We start from the raw sequence: 20,004 nt of genomic DNA on the forward strand, positions 1-20,004 counted from the left end.
GTCGGCGGCCGTATGCCGCTGGGCTCGGTCGCGAATCAACGCGCGGTCCTGCTCTTGCCGGGTGTGAGATGGGGCACTAGTGTCATCGGACATCGTATGTCGGATGACCGTATTGCCCGAATTCTTCAACGAGGAGGAGTTACCTGATGCACACCCGACGCGCGGCCCTCGCGGGCCTCGCCCTCACCGTGTCCATCCCCCTGACCGTCCCCTTGAGCGTCCCCGTGGCGATGGCCGGGGCAGCCGCCGCCACCGCCGCGGACCAAACTGGCATCACCCGCACCGACCTCGACCACACCGGCGACGGCTACCCCGTCTACCGCATTCCCGCGCTGACGAAGACGACCGACGGGACGCTCGTGGCGGCTTATGACGGCCGCCCCAGCTATGGAGACGTCCCGAACAACATCGCGCTCGTCGTTCGTCGCAGCACCGACGACGGCTCGACGTGGGAGGACCGGCAGGTGGTTCGCTACGAGGCCGGCAAGCCGGGCTTCGGTGACCCCAGCCTCGTCACCGACCGGGTGACGGGCCGGATCTGGCTGTTCCACGCCGCCTCCGTCAACCAGGGCTACTTCGGGTCCACGACCGGCACCGACGACGCCGACCCCAATGTGCTCCACGCCGACGTCAGCTGGTCCGACGACGACGGCCTGACGTGGCAGCACCGGCGGCTCACGAGCGAGGTCAAGGACCCGCAGTGGGGCGGCCTCTTCGCCGCCTCCGGCGAGGGCATCCAGATCCGGCGCGGCCCGCACCAGGGGCGACTCGTCCAGCAGTACGCCATCCGGTACCAGGGCGGCAACTGGGCGGCCAGCCTCATCAGTGACGACCACGGCGAGACGTGGCGCTTCGGGGACCTGCTCGGCCCCGGCATGGACGAGAACAAGGTGGTCGAGCTCTCGGACGGGCGGCTCATGCTCAACTCTCGGGCGCCCGGCGGATACCGCAAGGTCGCCTACTCGAGCGACGGCGGCGAGACGTGGTCGGGGCTGCACGCCGACGACGAGCTGGTCGACCCGCAGAACAACGGGTCGATCATCCGCTACGACGCGGACGCGGCCCCGAGCTCACCGGACGCCGCCAAGCTCCTCTTCAGCAACACGGCGACGCAGAGCGGCCGCCGCAACCTGACGATCCGACAGTCGTGCGACAACGGGGAGACCTGGCCGATCCGCAAGGTCGTCGAGCCGGGCGCCGCCGAGTACTCCACCCTCACGCCCTTGGGAGACCAGCAGTTCGGCCTGCTCTACGAGCGGGGTGGCTACCAGCACATCAGCTTCGCGCGGTTCGGTGGCGACTGGCTCGACGGCGTCTGCGCGCCGCTCACGAGCCGCACGGTCACGGCGGGCTCCCCGGGCGGAACCGCCGAGGTCGAGGTGAAGGTGACGAGCCAGGAGACCGGTGCCATCGACGGAGGCAGGGTGGCCCTCGACCTGCCGTCGGGCTTCACCGCGCCCGAGGTCCCGGTCGCGAAGCTGAGCCGCGGGGCCACGGCGACGGTGCGGATCCCGGTCCGGATGCCCGAGGGAGCGGTGACCAACGCCTACCCGTACACCGCCCGGTTCCTCAGCGACAAGGGTTCCTCCCAGAGCGGCGGGAGCATCGTGGTCAAGGGCGGCAACGTCGTCCTCAGCGACTCGACCGAGCGCAGCTACGACGGAGCGACGATCACGGACCTCACCGACCGGGTCGACGCGGTGAAGGACCTCACCGGCGGCGCCGTGACCGTGCGCTTCAGCACGACGGCCCGCCCCGCCGTGGGCACGCTCCTGTCCCTGGCCGACCCCATCAGCGCCGTCCGTGACGTCATCGTCTCGCTCAACGGTGGGCGGCCCTACGTCGAGGTGCGCACCGCGACGAGCACCTACCCGATCCGGCTGCAGAGCAGTGTCGACGTCGCCGACGGCAAGGTTCACGAGCTCATCGCGGCGAGCAACGCCGGGGTCACCTCGCTGATCCTCGACGATGCCGTCATCGCCCAGGTCGACGGTCAGGGGTTCTTCGCCGACGTCACGGCCCTGACCCGCCCGCACACCCTCAACCCGAGCGGCAAGCCGAACCTCACCCTCGGCATGAACCGCGGTCACTTCTCCGTCAACGGCGGCCCCGCTGCGCCGAACAGCCGCTGGGGCTTCGTCGGCACGATCCACAGCGTCGAGGTCTCCGACGACCTGCGGACCGGCGAGGAGCTGGTCCCGGCCGCCGGACTCTCGATCGCCTCGGTCTCCAGCGAGGAGACCGCCGGTGAGGACGGTCGCGCCGCCAACGCCGTCGACGGCAACCCAGCGACGATCTGGCACTCGAAGTGGACCGGCACCGCGGCCGAGTACCCGCACCAGATCACCGTGGACCTCGGCCAGGCGCAGCCCCTCACCGCGCTGCGCTACCTGCGGCGCGCCGTCGGGACGAACGGCGACATCGCCGACCACGTCGTCTCGGTGAGCGACGACAACGTCTCGTGGACCCAGGTTGCGACGGGCACGTTCGCCGCGACGAAGGGTGAGGAGGAGGTCCGCTTCGCACCCCAAACGGCGCGCTACGTGCGGCTCGAGGCGCTCAGTGCCGTCAACGGACTGCAGTTCGCCGCGGCCGCCGAGCTCCGCCCCGTCCGCACCAGCTGAGCCACCGTCCCGCATCGAAAGAGCAGTTCGTCCACATCGAAAGAGCAGTTCGTCCGCACCCCAGGGCTCAGCTGGGCATCGAAAGAGCAGTTCGTCCGCGCGAGCGCGCAGTTCCCAGCCATCCTTGCCACGTGCGGACGAACTGCTCTTTTCGATGTCGGTGGGGGACGAACTGCTCTTTCGATGTCGTCAGGGGCGCGCGAGGGTGGCGACGAGGAGCGCCTTGATGGTGTGCATCCGGTTCTCCGCCTGGTCGAAGACGATCGACGCCTCGGACTCGAAGACGTCGTCGGTCACCTCCAGCTCCTTGCGTCCGAACTCCGCGTGGACGTCCCGGCCGACCTTCGTCTCCAGGTCGTGGAACGCGGGCAGGCAGTGCATGAACCGCACGTCTCGGTTGCCGGTGAGCTGGAGCAGCTCGGCGTTGACCTGGTAGGGGGTGAGGAGCCGGATCCGTTCGGCCCATACGTCCTTCGCCTCCCCCATGGACACCCACACGTCGGTGTGCACGAAGTCGACACCGGCGATCCCCTCAGCCACGTCCTCGGTGAGCGTGACCCGGGAACCGGACTCAGCGGCATACGACTTCGCTTGGGCGACAACAGCCTCCGACGGCCACAAGGAGCGCGGCGCGGCGATGCGGACGTCCATCCCGAGCATCGCCCCCATCACGAGGAGCGAGTTGCCCATGTTGAAGCGGGCGTCGCCGACGTAGGCGAAGGCGATCTCGGAATCCGGCTTCGCCGCGTGCTCGCGCATCGTCAGGGCGTCACAGAGCGACTGCGTCGGGTGCCAGTCGTCCGTCAGGCCGTTCCACACGGGGACACCGGCCCACGCCCCCAGCGTCTCGACGACGTCGTGCCCTGCGCCGCGGTACTCGATGCCGTCGTAGTAGCGGCCGAGCACACGGGCGGTGTCCTTGATCGACTCCTTGTGGCCCATCTGCGAGCCGGCCGGATCGAGGTAGGTCGTGCTCGCGCCCTGGTCCGCGGCAGCGACCTCGAAGGCGCACCGCGTGCGGGTCGAGGTCTTCTCGAAGAGCAGCGCGATGTTGAGCCCGGCGAGGCGACGCTGCTCACGGCGCTCACGCTTGGCCGCCTTGAGATCCGCCGCGAGGTCGAGCAGGGCGCGGAACTCGTCGGGGGTGAGGTCGGACTCCTTGAGGACGTTCCGGCCGAAGAGGGATGCCACGGTCATGCCCCATCGTTGCAAGAGCCCGGCCGGGACGTGCAGAGGGCCCCGAGTACTGAGACTCGGAGCCCTCTCCAGTGGCGGAGGATGGGGGATTTGAACCCCCGAGGGTTTTATCCCAACACGATTTCCAATCGTGCGCACTAGGCCACTATGCGAATCCTCCGTCGGGCAGGCTACCGGAGAGCGGGGGCTTGGATGAAATCCCAGCGGCGGCTGGTGCGCCCGCCCGGTGAGGCGACCCACCCCCTGCACCCCTCGCCTACGTCACTGACCCACCTGGGGGTCAGTGGTACCCACTGACTCGGCTGGGGGGTCAGTGGTACCCACTGACTCGGCTGGGGGGTCAGTGACGTAGTGGCGAAGCCTGAGGTCGCCGGGCCGTCGGTGCCAGCACGGAAATCCGGACGACGCGCGTCGGTGGCGACCGGCAGACTGGCGTGAGTGTCCACGCATTCAACGGCCCGTCCCACCCTGTCCTCGTTCTGGCAGGACCTGCCACGCGACGGCAAGCTGCTCATCTCGACCGTCGTCTTCCAGTCGATCGGCACGGGGCTGGTCCTGCCGTTCATGGTCGTCTACCTCAACGAGGTGCGCGGCATCGCCCTGGAGACGGTCGGGCTGCTCCTCGCGCTCCAGGCGGGGGTCGGTATCGCCGTCGTGACACCGGTCGGCGCCCTCATCGACCGGGTGGGCCCGCGACGCGTCTACGCCAGCAGCCTCGTCGCGCTCATCCTCGCTGACATCCTCCTCGCGCGGGCCACCACGGTGAACCAGGCGTCCGTCGCGCTGCTGCTGCTCGGGTACGGCTTCGGAGTCGTCTGGCCCGCCTCGAGCGCCCTCATCGGCAACCTGATCCCGAGCGAGCTGCGCCAACGGTACTTCGGCGTCAACTTCACCCTGCTCAACCTCGGCATCGGGATCGGCGGCATCATCGGCGGCCGGTTCGTCGACGTGACCCGACCGGACACCTTCGTCGCGGTCTACCTGCTCGACGCCCTGAGCTACATCCCGGGACTCGTCATCCTGCTCGGACCACTGCGCCACGCCCGCGACCGGGTCGAGCGCGCCGCCGACGCCGCCTCCGTGCGGGTCTCCTACCGGGCACTGCTCCGCGACCCAGACCTGCGCGCCCTCCTGTCCCTGGTCGCAGTGGCCGCCCTCGTCAGCTACCCCCAGCTCAACGCCGGCCTGCCTGCCTACGCGCGGGCGGAGGGCCAGATCTCGACCCAGGGCCTCGGCTACGCCTTCGCGGTCAACACCCTCGTCATCGTGCTGCTCCAGCTCTTCGTGCTCCAGCGGATCGAGGGCAAGCGGCGCACCCGCGTCGCCGTCGTCATGGCCGGCACGTGGGCCGTCGCGTGGTCGCTCCTCGGGGCGACGTCGATCGTTCCCGGAACCATCGTCGCCACCGTGCTCCTGGCGGCCTGCACCGGCATCTTCGGGCTGGGCGAGACGATGCTCCAGCCGACCACGGCCGCGATGGTCAACGACCTGGCCCCCGACCACCTGCGCGGTCGCTACAACGCACTCAGCTCCCTGATGTTCTCCATCGCGTTCGTCGTCGGCCCGGTCATCGCGAGCTTCCTCATCGGCCATGATCTGGGCGGTGGCTACATCGCCTTCCTCGTCGGCGGGTGCGCCCTCCTCGTCATCATGGCGCTCGCCGCCGAGCGTCGGCTGCCGGCGCACGTCAACGGCCTGCGCCCCGCGCCGGGTGGGTCCGTCACCGCGCCAGCCCCCATTTCGGGTTGAGGAGCGCTGCGGCATACACTGACCGTCGGCACCCCGCGTGGTGGTACCTCCCCGAACTCCCCCAGGGCAGGAATGCAGCAAGGGTAGGAGAGCTCTTCCAGGTACGCGGGGTGTCCCTCGTTCCCCAGCGCGCCGTTTCCCAGCGGCATCCCCAGCGCCATACCCCAGCAGGGTCCGCGTGCGGTCCAGGGGGTGGGGGAGCCGCGCGATGGAGCGCCCCCCCACCTCGGACCATCTGACGCGCTCCCCTGAGAGGCTTGCCCCATGTCCGCGATCGCACCGTCGGTTCCGGTCGTCCGCACCGCACGCAACGCCGTCTTCACCGCCTTCGCCATCAACGGTGCGGCCTTCGCGGCGTTCGCCTCCCGCGTCCCCGACCTCAAGCACCAGCTCGTCCTGACCGCCGGTGAGCTCGGCCTCACGCTCCTCGCGCTGTCCCTCGGGGCCGTCATCGGTCTGCCGCTGTCCGGCTGGTTCGTCCACCGCTTCGGGGCGGGGCGGTCGACCTTGGGGGCGGCAGCGGTCCAGAGCCTCGGTCTGGTCGGTGTGGGACTGGCCGTCACGGCCATGGAGAGCCGCGCGCTCGCCATGGCCGCCCTGGTGCTGGTCGGTGTCGGCACCGGGGTCTTCGACGTCTCGATGAACCTCGAGGGCGCCGCCGTCGAACGGCTGCTCGGCCGGTCGATCATGCCCCACTTCCACGCCGCCTTCAGTGCGGGCACGGTGGTCTCCGCCCTCGTGGGCGCCGGCCTGTCCTTCCTCCACGTCTCCGTCCTCGCCCACCTGGTCGGCGTGGCCGTCCTGCTCCTCGCCGTGACGCCCTGGTTCCTGCGGGCCTTCCTGCCGCGCGAAGTCGAGGACGACCCGACCGACGAGACCCGTGATCCTGCCGCGGGAGGTCGTGGTCGGGCCGGCCTCGGTGCCGCCTGGCGCGAGCCACGCACCCTGCTCATCGGCGTCGTCGTCTTCGCGGCCGCGTTCACCGAGGGCACGGCCAACGACTGGATCGGCGTGGCGCTCTCGGACGGGTACGACCTGCCGCGCTGGGCCGGTGTCCTCGGCTTCGCGGTCTTCCTCACGGCGATGACGGCGGGGCGGGTCCTCGGCACCCGGCTCCTCGATGCGCGGGGACGCCTGCCAGTGCTGCGCGTCCTCTTCGTGGCCGCAGTGGCCGGCAGCCTGCTCGTCGTCTTCGGCGGACCCGTGCTCGCGTTCGTCGGCGCGGCCGTGTGGGGGGTCGGAGCGAGCCTGGGCTTCCCGGTGGGGATGAGCGCCGCTGCGGACGAACCGCGTCGCGCCGCCGCCCGGATGAGCGTCGTGTCGACGATCGGTTACACGGCCTTCATCGCCGGCCCACCGCTGCTCGGCTTCCTCGGCGACCACGTCGGTGTGCTCCGGTCCCTCCTCGTCGTCGGGGCGATGGCGGGCCTCGCGGTCGCGGCGCTCCCGGCCGTCCGCGAGGCCGACCGCCGCTGACCGGCGCGGGCGCCGTCAGAAGTACTCGGTCAGGTGCGGGCTCCCCGCGAAGACCGCGTCGAGGGCGCGGTCGGTCTCGGGCCGGCCACCGCGGACCAGCCCGGCGACCCGCAGCCGCGACATGGTCCACCCGCACCAGAGGGCCGAGAGCCCGCGCGGTCCCAGCCGGGCCGGTTCACCCTCGAGGCCGTATGCCGCTGGGCTCGCCCCCGCTCCACCGGTCCCGTCGGTCGGGTCGGCTGGGTCCGCCCGCCCGGCGCCGGACTCGACGGTGAGCGTCCAGCGCCCCGAGCCGGCGGGCACCAGCGGGTCGTCGACGACCACGTCGACCGAGGCCGTCACGTGTGGTGCGAAGCCCCGCGCCGCCATGGCGCCGGGCAGGTCCAGGACGCGGAGCATCCAGAGGTGCTCGCGCACGTCGAGCTCGGGCACCGCGCCGAGGAGGAGGCGAGCGGGGTCCCGGGGGTCGAGGTGCGCCCGCACCGTGGGAGCCGCTGAGGAGCCGGACCCCACGACGGCCCAGAGCGCGGCCGTGGCCTCGGCGGACTCGGCGGCGATCTCCTCCACGGTGAGGACCTCGTCAGCGAGCGAGTAGGAGACGAACCCGCGGCCGTCCTCCTCGTCGAGGACGTAGTTGATCAGTCCGTCATCCGCGAGGTACTCCCGCCACTTCTCGACGGTGGGCAGCATCGGTCCGCTCAGGGCGTGCCGCTCCTGGTGCGCCCGCAGCAGGGAGTGGACGAGCGCTGCGTCCTCCGGCCCAGCGGGTCTGGGACGCAGCCCCCCACCCCGGGAACGGACGGCGCGGACGTCGTGAGCGGCATACGAGCAGCGGGGTTGGACGCCGCCGACCTCGTAGCCGACGGCGCGGTACAGCTCGGGGGCCGTGGGGAAGAGGCAGGAGACGACGTCGCCGAGCTCGACCATGCGCTCGACCAGGGCGCGCCCGAGCAGCGTCCCCACGCCGCGGCCACGGGCGCTCGGCTCGACGTAGACACCGGCGACGCCACCCATCCGTAGGTGCCGACCGCCCCAGACCTGCTCGAACGGCAGTGCCCGGCCCGTCGCCAGCATCGTGTCCGACTCGTCGACGACGGCGAGCATCCGCCCCGGGAGGACCTCGGCGGCGAGGCCGTCCCACCAGGACTGCTCACTGCCGCGGAGGGGGCCGAACGACCGGGTGCGGATCTGAAGGGCCGCGGGGAGGTCGGCTTCGGTGACGTCTCGGACGCGCAGGTCGCTCACCCACCGGACTCTAGGGCTCCCCGTGGGGACGCTCGATTCCTTTTCGGCTGCGGACCGGCCCACGGTGGGGTGTCACGCCGGCTCGAGGAGGTCGTGTTCGTCGATGACCGTCGTGGACAGGGTGCGCAGCCGACCTCCTCGAAGATCACGGTGATCCGGTCCCCGTGGACGTCGGTCACCATCCCCTCGCCGAACTCCCCGTGGCGCACCCGGTCCCCCATCGAGTACCCGCCCTGGTCGCCCACGGGGCAGGGCGGGCCGTCCAGGCCCGCCCGACAGCAGTCACAGTGACCGCACGGCTCGAGCGCCTGCTCGCCGAAGTAGGCCAGCAGGAACTCCGCCCGGCAACGGGCGGTCTCGGCGTAGCCGCGCATCATGTCCACCCGCGACTCGTCGAGGGAACGCCTCGCCCGCGCCCGGTCGATCGCGGCGTCAACCAGCTCTCGACGCTGGTCGCCGGCTCCGGTCTGGCGGGCCAGCTCGAGGAGGTTGAGGAGGCGGCCGGTCTTCCTCGCGCCGAACGGGCTGTGCTCGGTCACGGCGGACGGTTCCGTGCTCCCCGCGTCGCCGACAGCGTCGAGGACTGCTGCGAGGTCGGCCCGCTCAGGGACGGGAGCAGCGAAGAAGCGGCCCAGGGACAGGTCCTCCGGACGGTAGACGAGCACGGCCCGGGCCGGTTCGCCGTCGCGACCGGCCCGGCCGACTTCCTGGTAGTACGTGTCCGGGGACTCCGGGACGTCCGCGTGGACGACGAAGCGCACGTCCGGCTTGTCGATCCCCATCCCGAAGGCGGACGTCGCGACGATCACGTCGGCCGATCCGTCCATGAACGCCCGGTGCGCCTCGTCCCGCCTCCGCTGCGACAGGCCGGCGTGGTAGGTCACGGGACGGTGGCCCCGCTCGGTGAGGGCAGCGGCATACCGCTCGGCGCCCTTGCGGGTCCGGCAGTAGACGATCCCGGACCCGGCTGACGCCGCTGCGTCGTCCACGGTGTCGAGCACCGTCTCGAACTGCGCGTCGCCGGTCACGCACCGGACCACCTCGAGGGCGATGTTGTCCCGCTCGAAGCCGGTGACGATGGTGCGCGGCTCGGCGAGGCCCAGCCGCGCCACGATGTCGCGGCGCACGGGGCGAGCGGCCGTGGCGGTCATCGCCACGACCCGCGCCGGCCCGATCCGGGCGATGAGCTCGCCGAGCCGGAAGTAGTCCGGGCGGAAGTCGTGCCCCCAGACGGAGACGCAGTGCGCCTCGTCGACGGCCCACAACGTCGGGGCGACCGCCGTGAGCGCCTCGGCGACGGCCGGGTTGGCCAGCTGCTCGGGTGACAGGAAGAGGAAGTCGAGGTCTCCGGCGGCGGCCCGCTCGAGCACGGCCGTGCGCTCCGCGTCGCTCTCCGCGGAGCTGAGCCGGGCGGCGCTGAGGCCCCGCGCGCCCTCGGCCAGCCCGTCGATCTGGTCCTGCTGCAGCGCGAGGAGCGGCGAGACGACGACGGTGCAGCCGCCGAGAAGGGTGCCGGCCAGCTGGTAGGTGAGGGACTTGCCCGACCCCGTCGGTGCCACGAGGAGCACGTCGTGTCCCTGGAGGAGCGCGAGCGTTCCCTCCTCCTGCCCGGGAAGGAGGAGGTCGTGCCCGAAGACGCGCCGGGCCGTGGTTCGGATGCGACGCCGGTCGCGGGCGAGGCCAGAGGTCATGCGAACGCTGTACCCGCCTACGTCGCCCCGAACGCCCGGTGCAGGTGCGTGAGCCGGCGCACCGTGGCCAACCCCCAGGCCACCACGAGGCAGATCGCCAGCGTCGCGGTGACGGACCCCACGCCGTGGCCCCCTCGCAGGGCGTAGGAGGTGACGCCGCCGAGCACGACGACGACCAGGCCGGGGCGCAGGTACCACAGGACCACGCCCTGCGGTCCCGACACGGTGGGCGGCGCCCCACGGAAGGCCGCGAGGAGGTGGCCGCCGCAGAGGAGGGCGACGGACGGGACCACCGCGGCCAGGACACCGAGCGCGACCGGGGGCAGCCCCGTCGTCAGGGCCGCCAGTCCCGCGGCGCCGCCGAGCACCCCTGACGTCAGGACGGCCGGAACGACGAGATGGGCGACCGCCTCGGGCACGGCCGCGACCCCGATGAGCGACGGCGTGCCGACGTTGTCGGCCTGGAGCCGCAGGCCCTCGGCCCAGGCGCCGAAGCCGAGGTAGAGCGGCAGCATCCCGACCCCGAGCGCCACCGCCGGAGCCGCCGGCTGGGTGAGACCCCACACCAGCACGAGGGCACCGATGGTCGAGAGGCCCGCCCCCGCGAGCACGGTGGCCGGCTGGCGACGCAGTCCGAGCACATCGCGCCTCACCAGCACCCGGATCGGACGGCCCGCGCGCAGGCGAGCCGTGCGTCCCCTTCGGACCGGCCGGGCGAACGCGAGCCGTGCCGTGCGGAGGTTGCCGGTCAGTGCCGAGCCGGCGAGGGTCGACGTGTTGGCCGAGTGGGCTCGCAGCGACTCGGCGTGGAGTGCGCGCAGGGCGTCGGGCACGCGCCACAGGACGGAGACTCCACGGTCCGCGCCGGGCCAGGACCGGACCTGTCCCCAGAGCCACAGCCGCGCGCCGAGGACCCCGAGCGCGGCGCCCGCGAGGGTCGCCACCGCGATGGCAGCGACCCCGGTGACCTCCGCGAACGCGAGCCCGCTGCCGAGGACGAGCCCCACCACCGCACCGACGAAGACCGTCGCCACGACGGCGAAGCGCCACCATCGCCGCACGGCCAGCGCCCGGTCGACCGGAGCGGTCACGACGAGGTCGATCCAGGGCAGGGGTGGCACGACCGGGCCCCGGAACCGGCCGGCCCAGAGCCCCGCGCCGAGGATCGCGGCGACCGAGCCGGCGAGGACCAGGACCCCACCAGCGGAAGCGAGCTGCTCCCGGAGCCAGATGCGGTCGGACGTCCGGAAGAGCGCCTGGACCAACGGGAAGCCGTAGACCGCCGCGAAGAGCACCAGCACGTAGCCGGCGTAGATCCCCTGCTTGCGGGCCGCGCGGGCCGCCTGGCCGCCGACGATCCAGTCAGCCTGTCCCAGCCAGTCCTCGTCGTCGACCTCGAGAGCGGACACGTCGACCGGGCCCGTCACCGCGCCGGCGCGAGGTCGACCACCCGGGTGGCCAGGGCGGCGGTCAGCTCCGGGTCGTGGCAGGCCATGACGAGCGTCGCGCCCTCGTCGACCCGTGCTCGCAGCAGGCCGGCGACGACCTGGCGCTTCGTCGTGTCGAGGCGCTGCTCGGGCTCGTCCAGGAGCAGCACCCTCGAGGGTCGCGTCAGGGTCAGCGCCAGGCGGAAGAGCTGCTCCTGGCCCGACGACAGCTCGTGGGGGAAGCGATCGTCCAGGTCACCGATGCCGAGCGACTCCAGCAGCTGCAGGCCCCGCTGGTCGGATGTGCCGGGGTCATGGCCCCAGGTGGAGTCGACGAGGACGAGGTGGTCGACCAGGGTCAGGTCGCGGTAGGTCGTCGGGGTGCCGATGAGGGCGGCGACCGCCGCGCGGACTGCCGGGTCGCGCTCGTCAGCGGGTCTCCCGCCGACGGAGGCGGTGCCGGTCGTCGGCTCGAGCAGGCCGCCGATGATGCGCAGGAGGGTCGTCTTGCCCGAGCCGTTCGGGCCGCGGAGGACGACGCCTTCGCCGGGGTCGGCGGTGAGGTCCGTCGGCTCGAGGAGGGTGGTCGTGGCGATCGACTTGCTGACCGCGACGGCGCGGACCTCACCGGTGAGCACCGCCACCCTGCTCATCTGACCCCCTCGACGCCGCCGGTCCGGACCGTCGACACTCTACGGCGCCCGGTCCTCGAGCCGGGGCGGCGCGGCGCCGGGGTCAGCCCGCGCTGCCGACCGGAGGCCCGACGACGAGGGCCACCCCCGCGAGCGCGAGCCCCCATCCTCGGCAACACACCCGCCCATCGACAAATCCCCCCGGCTGCAGTACGGGCCGGCAGACGGTGAGCGGGTGTGTTGCGGAGGGTGTCCCGCTGTGTGTCCCGAGGTGTGTCGCGAGGTGCGGCCCAGGGCGGGAGGGCTGGGAGCGAGCGTGCGTCCACGAGCGAGCTCAGCGGCATACGACATCGTCTGCACCGACGGTTAGGGTTCGTGCATGGCCACCGCCCTGTACCGCCGCTACCGGCCGGAGAGCTTCGCCGAGGTCATCGGGCAGGAGCACGTCACCGAGCCGCTGATGCAGGCGCTGCGCACGGGCCGGGTGGGGCACGCCTACCTCTTCAGCGGGCCCCGGGGCTGCGGCAAGACCACCAGCGCGCGGATCCTCGCCCGGTGCCTCAACTGCGAGGAGGGCCCGACGCCCACTCCCTGCGGTGTCTGCCAGTCCTGCGTCGCGCTCGCCCGCGGAGGCCCCGGCAGCGTCGACGTCATCGAGATCGACGCCGCCAGCCACGGAGGCGTCGACGACGCGCGTGACCTGCGCGAACGGGCCTCGTACGGGCCCGCCCAGAGCCGCTTCAAGATCTACATCATCGACGAGGCGCACATGGTCACGCCGCAGGGCTTCAACGCCCTGCTCAAGATCGTCGAGGAGCCGCCCGAGCACGTGAAGTTCGTCTTCGCGACGACCGAGCCGGAGAAGGTCATCGGGACCATTCGCTCCCGCACCCACCACTACCCGTTCCGGCTCGTGCCGCCGGCCAAGCTGTCCAGCTACATGGAGAGCCTGCTCGAGCAGGAGCACGTGGCGGTCGCCCCCGGCGTCCTGTCCTTCGTCGTGCGGGCCGGCGGCGGGTCGGTCCGCGACTCGCTCTCGGTGCTCGACCAGCTCATCGCCGGCTCCGGGCCCGAGGGGCTGACCTACGAGAGCGCGGTGTCGCTGCTCGGGTTCACCGACGGGGAGCTGCTCGACGCCACGGTCGACGCGCTCGCGGCGGCGGACGGGGCCGCGACGTTCCGCCAGATCGACCGGGTGATCGAGTCCGGCCTCGACCCGCGGCGGTTCATCGAGGACCTGCTCGAGCGGCTCCGTGACCTCATCATCGTGGCCGCGGTGCCCGAGGCCGGGCAGGTGCTGCGCGGCGTGCCGGAGGACCAGCTGGAGCGGATGCGCGTCCAGCAGGCCGCCTTCGGCCCCGGGGCGCTCTCCCGGGCGGCTGACATCGCCAACTCCGGGCTCACCGAGATGACCGGCGCGACGGCACCGCGGATGCAGCTCGAGCTCATCTGCGCCCGGATCCTCCTCCCCGCGTCGTCCGGCGAGGCCGGTTACGGCGCCCGGCTCGACCGGCTGGAACGCCGTCTCGAGGTCGGCGGGGTTCCGAGCCAGGCGTCCTCCCCAGACCACCAACCGAGCCGTATGCCGCTGGGCTCGCCTCCGCCCGTCCCCCCGGTCCCAGCGCCGCAGCCTCCCCCGTCGAGTGTGCAGGACGTGTCGCCGCCGCCCCCGGCCCTGCGTGCGTCGAGTGTGCAGGACGTGCCGCCCCCGCCGGCGTCGAGTGTGCAGGACGTGCCGGCCCCCGGCGCAGGCAGAGCGCCGTCGAGGGGGCCGCAGTCGTCGACGGGTGGTCAGCAGGAACCGCCCCCCGCCCCCGCCGACCCGGCACCCGCGTCCGCCCCGGCCTCGGCTGGGGGCATGGACACCGACGCGATCCGCCGCGCCTGGCCCGACGTCCTCGGTCGTATCTTCTCCCGCCGCCGCATCACGTGGACGTTCGTCTCCCAGCATGCCCAGGTCATCGGGTATGACGGCACGACGCTGACCCTGGGCATCGCCACGGCGGGGCTGACGAACACCTTCCGGTCCGGCAACCACGCCGAGATCGTCCGCCAGGCACTCATCGACGAGCTCGGCGTCGATGCCGTCGTCGACGGGATCCACGCTTCGGAGGTCGCCCCCTCGGAGGTCGCAGGCTCCGGCCACCCCACGCCCGCGACGACCGCGACGGACGCGCCCGGTCCGATCACGCCCGGTTCGCACGAAGGCGGCCCGAGCGGTTCGCCTGGCCCGCAGCGTCCTTCGGGGCCCGGGGGAGGGGGCGGCGCTGCCGGTGATCTCCGCAACGCGGGCGGGTCAGCAGGGGCGGCCCGCGCGGGCGCTTCGACGCTGGGGGTTTCCCCCGGTGCGCCACCGACCACCGGTCGCTCCTTGGAGACCAACGCGGGGTGGGGCAGCGTCAGCGCCGCCGCCCCGGACTGGGCGACGCGGCCCGCCGGTGCGGCGCAGACCGATCTGCCGACCGCGCCCCCGAGCGGGTCCGCGCGGGTTGCGACGACGGGCGCGACCTCTGGGGCGAGCGCCGTGCGCGAGTCGCTGGGCGCGGCTCGGCGTGGTGCGCACCAGCCAGAGGGGGAGCCGCGCGCCCCGCAGCGCCCGGTGACCGACGACGCCGCGGTCAGCGACGACGACGAGGACATCGAGATCTCCGGCGATGTCGGACGTGCCGTGATCGAGAAGGTCCTCGGCGGACGAGTCATCTCCGAGCTCGACGACTGACGCTGGAGCGGTCCCGACGAAGGCCCGCGCGAAAGCCTCCGGCGGCGTACCGTCGGAGGCATGTTCCAGGTGGCGGCTGACGCGTACGGGCGCTTCATGGGCCGCTATTCCGAGCCTCTCGCGGAGCAGTTCGTCGACTGGGTCGGGGTCCGACCGGGAGAGCGCGCGCTGGACGTCGGCAGCGGTCCCGGAGCGCTGGCGGCCCGGCTCGTCGACCGGATCGGCCTCACCGCGGTCTCTGCGATCGACCCGTCGCTGCCCTTCGTGAGCGCGCTTCGGGCCCGGTTGCCCGGCCTCGACGTCCAGTCCGCCGGCGCCGAGCGGCTGCCCTTCCCGGACGACTTCTTCGACCATGCGCTGGCGCAGCTCGTCGTCCACTTCATGCAGGACCCGGCCACCGGTATCGCCGAGATGGCCCGGGTGACGAGGCCGGGCGGGTCCGTGTCGTCCTGCGTCTGGGACTTCGCCGGAGGTCGGGCCCCCCTGTCGACCTTCTGGCAGGCGGTCACGGACCTCGACCCGGGTGCGCGCACGGAGGAGGACCTGCCCGGGGCCCGCGCCGGTGACCTCGAGGGCCTGTTGGAGGCAGCGGGCCTCACGGAGATCCGGTCCGGAGAGCTCGTCGTCGTGGTCGCGCAGCGGAGCTTCGAGGAGTGGTGGGAGCCGTACACCTTCGGTGTCGGACCCGCCGGAGAGCACGTCGCGTCCCTCACCGACAACGCTCGAGATGCCCTCCGGGACCACTGCCGGGGGCTGTTGCAGGACGCGCCGTTCGATGTCGAGGCCACCGCGTGGGCCGCGAGCGGAACCGTCTGATGGGCACGATCGGCACCGGTCGGGTGCGCCCCCTAGAGTGAGCGCCATGTTCTACAGCCTCGGTCGAGGGGTGCTCGTGCCGCTCAGTCACGCGCTCTACCGCCCGACCATCGAAGGCCGGGAGAACGTCCCCCGCTCCGGCGGCGTCATCCTCGCGAGCAACCACCTGTCGTTCATCGACTCGTTCGCCATCCCGCTGGTGTCTCCGCGCAGGGTCCGGTTCCTCGCGAAGGAGGAGTACTGGACCGGCGAGGGCCTCAAGGGCCTGCTGCAGAAGGGGTTCTTCACGGCCGTCGGCATGGTGCCCGTCAACCGGCACTCGCCCACCGCAGCGCAGGAGAGCCTCGACACGGGCCTCGAGGTGCTCCGGGCCGGGGACGCTTTCGGCATCTACCCGGAGGGCACCCGCTCGCGCGACGGGCGGCTCTATCGTGGCCGCACCGGCGTGGCGTGGCTCGCGCTCAACGCGCAGGTTCCGGTCGTTCCCGTCGGACTCATCGGCACCCAGAACATCCAGCCCGTCGGGGCGAGCTTCCCCAAGCTCGCCAAGGTGACGGTCCGCTTCGGGCCCCCCATCGGCGTCGAGCGCTACCAGGGGATACCGGCAGGGCGAGCGCGGCGACAGCTGACCGACGACGTCATGGCGGCCATCGCGGCTCTCACGGGGCAGGAGCAGGTCGATGCGTACAACGAGGTGCCGGTCGGCGCGGCCGACGAGTGAGCGCTCTGCGCGGCGGCCCCCGAGGTGCACGGCGGTGTCGGGTCCGGGGCTTAGGCTGCAGGGGTGTACGAAGGCGCGGTCCAGGACCTGATCGATGAGCTCGGCCGACTCCCCGGCGTGGGTCCCAAGGGCGCGCAGCGCATCGCCTTCCACCTGCTTCAGGCCGACTCCGATGACGTCTCCCGTCTCGTCACGGCCCTCACCGAGGTCAAGGCGAGAGTGCGGTTCTGTGAGGTCTGCGGAAACGTGGCCGAGGCCGAGCGCTGCCGGATCTGCGCCGACTCCCGCCGGGACCACACGGCGATCTGCGTCGTGGAGGAGCCCAAGGACATCGTGGCGATCGAGCGCACGCGAGAGTTCCGCGGCACCTACCACGTCCTGGGCGGCGCGATCAGCCCGATCGACGGCATCGGCCCGGACGACCTGCGGGTGCGTGAGCTCATGCAGCGCCTCGCCTCGGGGGAGGTGCAGGAGGTCATCATCGCCACCGATCCCAACCTCGAGGGTGAGGCGACCGCGACCTACCTGTCACGCCTGTTGCGCGACGTCGGCCTGACCGTCACCCGCCTCGCTTCCGGCCTGCCAGTGGGCGGCGACCTCGAGTACGCGGACGAGGTCACGCTCGGGCGCGCCTTCGAGGGCCGCAGGCGGGTCGACGCCTGACCCGGCACCCGGCAGACTGGACCCGCCGAGCGAGACCCAGCTCAGCGGCATACGACACGCCACACCGGCAGGGGGCTGACCATGACCACCGACGACACCACGCGTGATGACGCGGTGCCCGACGACGTCGCTACGGACTCAGACAGCGACACCACGGCCATCGAGGACGGGAGTGCCGCCGCCGACGAGCTGAGCAGCCTCGCGGACCTGACCGCGCAGGAGGCGAGCGCCTTCCTCACCGCCATCACGGAAGTCGCTTCCGGCAACTCGCCGGACACGGCCATCCCCTTGCTCACCCTCGCGCTGTCCCAGATCCTCGTGGCCGGGGCGCGGCTCGGAGCCATCCAGGATGTCGTCCTCCTGGAACGCTATGAGGCGGACCCGGGTCCTGACGACGACCCCGACCCCTTGCGTGACGGACTCGCGAACCTGCTCACCGGCATCGACGACTACGTCTATGTGGTGGACCCGGTGACCTCCCCCGAGCGGGTCGGCGGCTCGATCACGAACGACCTGGCCGACATCGCCTTGGCTCTCACTCACGGGCTCAAGCACTACGCGAACGGACGGACCGTGGAGGCGCTCTGGTGGTGGCAGTTCAGCTACCTGTCGTCCTGGGGCGACCGCGCGCTGGCGTCGATGCGGGCACTGCACTCGATCCTGTCCCATCTGCGCCTGGACGCCGATGACGAGCGGGTGGCTGAGGCGGAGTTCGACGCCCTGCACCCCTGAGCCCTCGATCGTGTGGGAGGAGGCTCGGAGGCTCACGCACTGACCCGTCCAGCGGGTCAGTGCGGCTTGCTGTTCACAGTGCGCTCGCAGTGGGGGCCGCGCAGGCTCACGCACTGACCTGTCCAGCGGGTCAGTGCGTGAGGGTTCGGTGTCGAGGGGTGTCGGCGGTTGCTGACAAGGTTGTTCCGGGGCAGAGAAGGGTGAACCATGCCATCTGCCAGTGTTTCTCGCCATCAGCCCGAGCCCCTCGGACCCCTCGGACCCCTCGAGTCCCCGGACCCTCCGGCGGCGACGGACCTGAGCCGCGTCTCCGAGGTGAGCGGCCTCATCGTGCGTGCGCGTCGTCGAGGTGACCTCAGCCAACGGGACCTCGCCACCGCCGTCGGAGTGTCTCAGTCGACGATCGCCGCCCTGGAGACGGGCGATCGCGAACCCGCGTTGGCGCTCTTCCTCCGGATCCTCGCCGAGGGTGGGCTACGTCTCGCTGTCGTCGACTCATCGGGGAAGGAGGTGCGCCCGGTCGCCTCGGACACCGTCCGGGACAACGCGGGGAGGAGGCTGCCCGCGCACCTCGACGCCGACCCGCCGGACCGCAAGCCGTGGTACCGCCTGCGTGAGGAACGCGACCGGGTCCGCGCCGGTGCGGCGCAGGATCCCCGCCTTCTCCCCGACCACCCGACGCATGCCGAGCTCGAGGCGCGTCGCAGGCAACAGCTGTACGGCGCGCGGCCGCCCGCCCCTGGGTCGGACCGGGACGCCGGGTACCTCGAGTGCGAGTGCGAGACCGAGTGCTGGCTCGGGACCGCCTGCCCACCGCAATGCCTGTGCCAGTGCGAGACGACTCCCCGCCTCGACCCCTGCCAGGGTCGAATCCGCGTGTCTCACGATTCCGACGCCATCGGGGGAAGCCCGACCAGCGCAATAGACTGCGAGCTCCGCACTCCAGGATCCCGGGAGCCACAGTGAGCATCGTCGTCCAGAAGTACGGCGGCTCGTCCGTCGCCGACGCCGAGTCGATCAAGCGGGTCGCTCGCCGCATCGTCGAGACCAAGCGGCAGGGCCATCAGGTCTGCGTCGTCGTGTCAGCCATGGGCGACTCGACCGACGAGCTGCTCGACCTCGCCGAGCAGGTCTCGGCCGCCCCTCCCGCGCGCGAGCTGGACATGCTCCTCACCGCCGGTGAGCGGATCTCGATGGCCTTGGTGGCCATGGCGATCGCCCAGCTCGGAGAGGAGGCCCGGTCCTTCACCGGAAGCCAGGCGGGCGTCATCACCGACGACGCCCACGGCGCCGCCCGGATCATCGACGTCACGCCCGGCCGCATCCAGAGCGCGCTCGACGCCGGTCATATCGCCATCGTCGCTGGCTTCCAGGGCGTGAGCCAGACGACGAAGGACATCACGACACTCGGGCGAGGCGGCTCCGACACGACGGCCGTGGCGCTCGCCGCGGCCCTCGACGCCGACGTCTGCGAGATCTACACCGACGTCGACGGCGTCTTCACCGCGGACCCGCGCATCCTCCCCAGCGCACGCAAGCTCGACGTCCTCTCGATGGAGGAGATGCTCGACCTCGCGGCCAACGGTTCCAAGATCCTGCATCTGCGTTGCGTCGAGTACGCCCGCCGCTACGGCATTCCCATCCACGTCCGCTCATCCTGGTCGCAGCGGCAGGGCACGTGGATCAAGGCAAACCCCTACGAAGGAGAAGACGCCGTGGAGGCACCGATCATCGCCGGCATCGCCCACGACCGCAGCGAGGGCAAGATCACCATCGTCGGAGTGCCGGACCGAGTCGGCATCGCCGCGAAGATCTTCGGTGCCGTGGCCGACGCGGGGATCAACATCGACATGATCGTCCAGAACGTCTCCGCCGCCGAGACGGCGAAGACCGACATCTCCTTCACCCTGCCCAAGGGGGACGGGCCCAAGGCGCTCTCGGTCCTCCAGGCCATCAAGGGCGACGTCGAGTACGCCGACCTCCGGTTCGACGACACCATCGGCAAGATCGCCCTCGTCGGGGCCGGCATGAAGTCCCACCCCGGGGTCTCCGCGAAGTTCTTCGGCGCGCTCGCCGAGGCCGGCATAAACATCGAGATGATCTCGACCTCCGAGATCCGCGTGTCCGCGGTGACACGAGCCGAGCAGCTCGACGACGCGGTCCGCGCGGTCCACACCGCGTTCGGCCTCGACTCGACCGAGGACGCCATCGTCTACGGCGGCACCGGCCGCTGAAGATCCCGTTCCCCGACCGGCTTCCGCCCGGCGGACGGGAACCGCGCCGGGTGACCTCGGCCGGTCGCTGGGTAGGTG

At 71.9% G+C, this 20,004-nt stretch carries 15 protein-coding genes, 1 tRNA gene and 1 other RNA gene; 11 read left to right on the top strand and 6 right to left on the bottom strand.

The genetic code is table 11. The features are described 5' to 3' along the window. Positions 1 to 146 precede the first annotated feature (146 nt). Entirely contained in the window at positions 147 to 2,624 is a 2,478-nt protein-coding gene (locus INTCA_RS19750; RefSeq protein WP_013491289.1) for a discoidin domain-containing protein, read from the top strand. A gap of 189 nt (positions 2,625 to 2,813) precedes the next feature. Here INTCA_RS19750 and argF read toward each other — a convergent pair whose 3' ends face one another. Together argF and INTCA_RS02150 are read right to left on the bottom strand one after the other, a co-directional pair. Next, a complete protein-coding gene (gene argF, locus INTCA_RS02145) occupies positions 2,814 to 3,821 on the bottom strand; it encodes an ornithine carbamoyltransferase (protein ID WP_013491290.1) in 1,008 nt (335 codons plus the stop codon). A 72-nt stretch (positions 3,822 to 3,893) separates the two neighbouring features. After that, positions 3,894 to 3,981: transfer RNA gene (locus INTCA_RS02150), tRNA-Ser, on the bottom strand. Positions 3,982 to 4,259: 278 nt separating this feature from the next. Between INTCA_RS02150 and INTCA_RS02155 the strand changes: the two genes are divergently transcribed. The 3 genes from INTCA_RS02155 to INTCA_RS02160 all read left to right on the top strand — a co-directional run bounded on the left by INTCA_RS02155 (position 4,260) and on the right by INTCA_RS02160 (position 7,046). After that, the gene (locus INTCA_RS02155; protein ID WP_013491291.1) at positions 4,260 to 5,570 is read left to right on the top strand and encodes an MFS transporter; all 1,311 of its coding nucleotides are present in this window, start codon (positions 4,260 to 4,262) and stop codon (positions 5,568 to 5,570) included. A gap of 24 nt (positions 5,571 to 5,594) precedes the next feature. Further along, positions 5,595 to 5,693: signal recognition particle sRNA small type (ffs, locus tag INTCA_RS18920), an RNA gene on the top strand. Between the two features lie 141 nt (positions 5,694 to 5,834). Further along, positions 5,835 to 7,046 carry an MFS transporter gene (locus INTCA_RS02160; protein ID WP_013491292.1) on the top strand — a complete coding sequence of 404 codons (1,212 nt, stop codon included), beginning with the start codon at positions 5,835 to 5,837 and terminating at the stop codon, positions 7,044 to 7,046. A gap of 15 nt (positions 7,047 to 7,061) precedes the next feature. Here INTCA_RS02160 and INTCA_RS02165 read toward each other — a convergent pair whose 3' ends face one another. From INTCA_RS02165 to INTCA_RS02180, 4 genes are read right to left on the bottom strand one after another with little or no spacing between them, the layout of a single operon-like run. Next, positions 7,062 to 8,291: a GNAT family N-acetyltransferase gene (locus INTCA_RS02165; protein ID WP_013491293.1), complete on the bottom strand. Its 1,230-nt coding sequence runs from the start codon at positions 8,289 to 8,291 to the stop codon at positions 7,062 to 7,064. Next, positions 8,288 to 9,982 (bottom strand): RecQ family ATP-dependent DNA helicase, encoded by a 1,695-nt coding sequence (locus tag INTCA_RS02170; protein WP_013491294.1) that lies wholly within the window; start codon positions 9,980 to 9,982, stop codon positions 8,288 to 8,290. The genes INTCA_RS02165 and INTCA_RS02170 overlap by 4 nt, the downstream gene beginning before the upstream one ends. A 17-nt stretch (positions 9,983 to 9,999) precedes the next feature. Further along, positions 10,000 to 11,391 carry a hypothetical protein gene (locus INTCA_RS02175; RefSeq protein WP_148236455.1) on the bottom strand — a complete coding sequence of 464 codons (1,392 nt, stop codon included), beginning with the start codon at positions 11,389 to 11,391 and terminating at the stop codon, positions 10,000 to 10,002. A 14-nt stretch (positions 11,392 to 11,405) separates the two neighbouring features. Continuing rightward, positions 11,406 to 12,062 carry an ABC transporter ATP-binding protein gene (locus INTCA_RS02180; protein WP_013491296.1) on the bottom strand — a complete coding sequence of 219 codons (657 nt, stop codon included), beginning with the start codon at positions 12,060 to 12,062 and terminating at the stop codon, positions 11,406 to 11,408. 358 nt (positions 12,063 to 12,420) lie between these two features. Between INTCA_RS02180 and INTCA_RS02185 the strand changes: the two genes are divergently transcribed. The 7 genes from INTCA_RS02185 (at position 12,421) to INTCA_RS02215 (ending at position 19,926) form a co-directional block, all read left to right on the top strand. After that, positions 12,421 to 14,760, top strand: coding sequence for a DNA polymerase III subunit gamma and tau (locus tag INTCA_RS02185; RefSeq protein ID WP_013491297.1), 2,340 nt, complete (start codon positions 12,421 to 12,423; stop codon positions 14,758 to 14,760). A 60-nt stretch (positions 14,761 to 14,820) separates the two neighbouring features. Beyond that, a complete protein-coding gene (locus INTCA_RS02190) occupies positions 14,821 to 15,576 on the top strand; it encodes a class I SAM-dependent methyltransferase (RefSeq protein WP_041307159.1) in 756 nt (251 codons plus the stop codon). Between the two features lie 46 nt (positions 15,577 to 15,622). Then, on the top strand, positions 15,623 to 16,297 hold the full coding sequence (locus INTCA_RS02195; protein ID WP_013491299.1) for a lysophospholipid acyltransferase family protein: 675 nt from the start codon (positions 15,623 to 15,625) through the stop codon (positions 16,295 to 16,297). A gap of 63 nt (positions 16,298 to 16,360) precedes the next feature. Then, the gene (recR, locus tag INTCA_RS02200) at positions 16,361 to 16,960 is read left to right on the top strand and encodes a recombination mediator RecR (RefSeq protein ID WP_013491300.1); all 600 of its coding nucleotides are present in this window, start codon (positions 16,361 to 16,363) and stop codon (positions 16,958 to 16,960) included. A gap of 81 nt (positions 16,961 to 17,041) precedes the next feature. Beyond that, a complete protein-coding gene (locus INTCA_RS02205) occupies positions 17,042 to 17,692 on the top strand; it encodes a DUF5063 domain-containing protein (protein WP_013491301.1) in 651 nt (216 codons plus the stop codon). A gap of 207 nt (positions 17,693 to 17,899) precedes the next feature. Further along, positions 17,900 to 18,658 carry a helix-turn-helix transcriptional regulator gene (locus INTCA_RS18490; protein WP_013491302.1) on the top strand — a complete coding sequence of 253 codons (759 nt, stop codon included), beginning with the start codon at positions 17,900 to 17,902 and terminating at the stop codon, positions 18,656 to 18,658. Then, positions 18,655 to 19,926 (top strand): aspartate kinase, encoded by a 1,272-nt coding sequence (locus INTCA_RS02215; protein WP_013491303.1) that lies wholly within the window; start codon positions 18,655 to 18,657, stop codon positions 19,924 to 19,926. Before INTCA_RS18490 ends, INTCA_RS02215 begins: the two co-directional genes overlap by 4 nt. The last annotated feature ends 78 nt before the right edge of the window (positions 19,927 to 20,004 follow it).

This window comes from Intrasporangium calvum DSM 43043 (assembly GCF_000184685.1).
Lineage (GTDB): Bacteria > Actinomycetota > Actinomycetes > Actinomycetales > Dermatophilaceae > Intrasporangium > Intrasporangium calvum.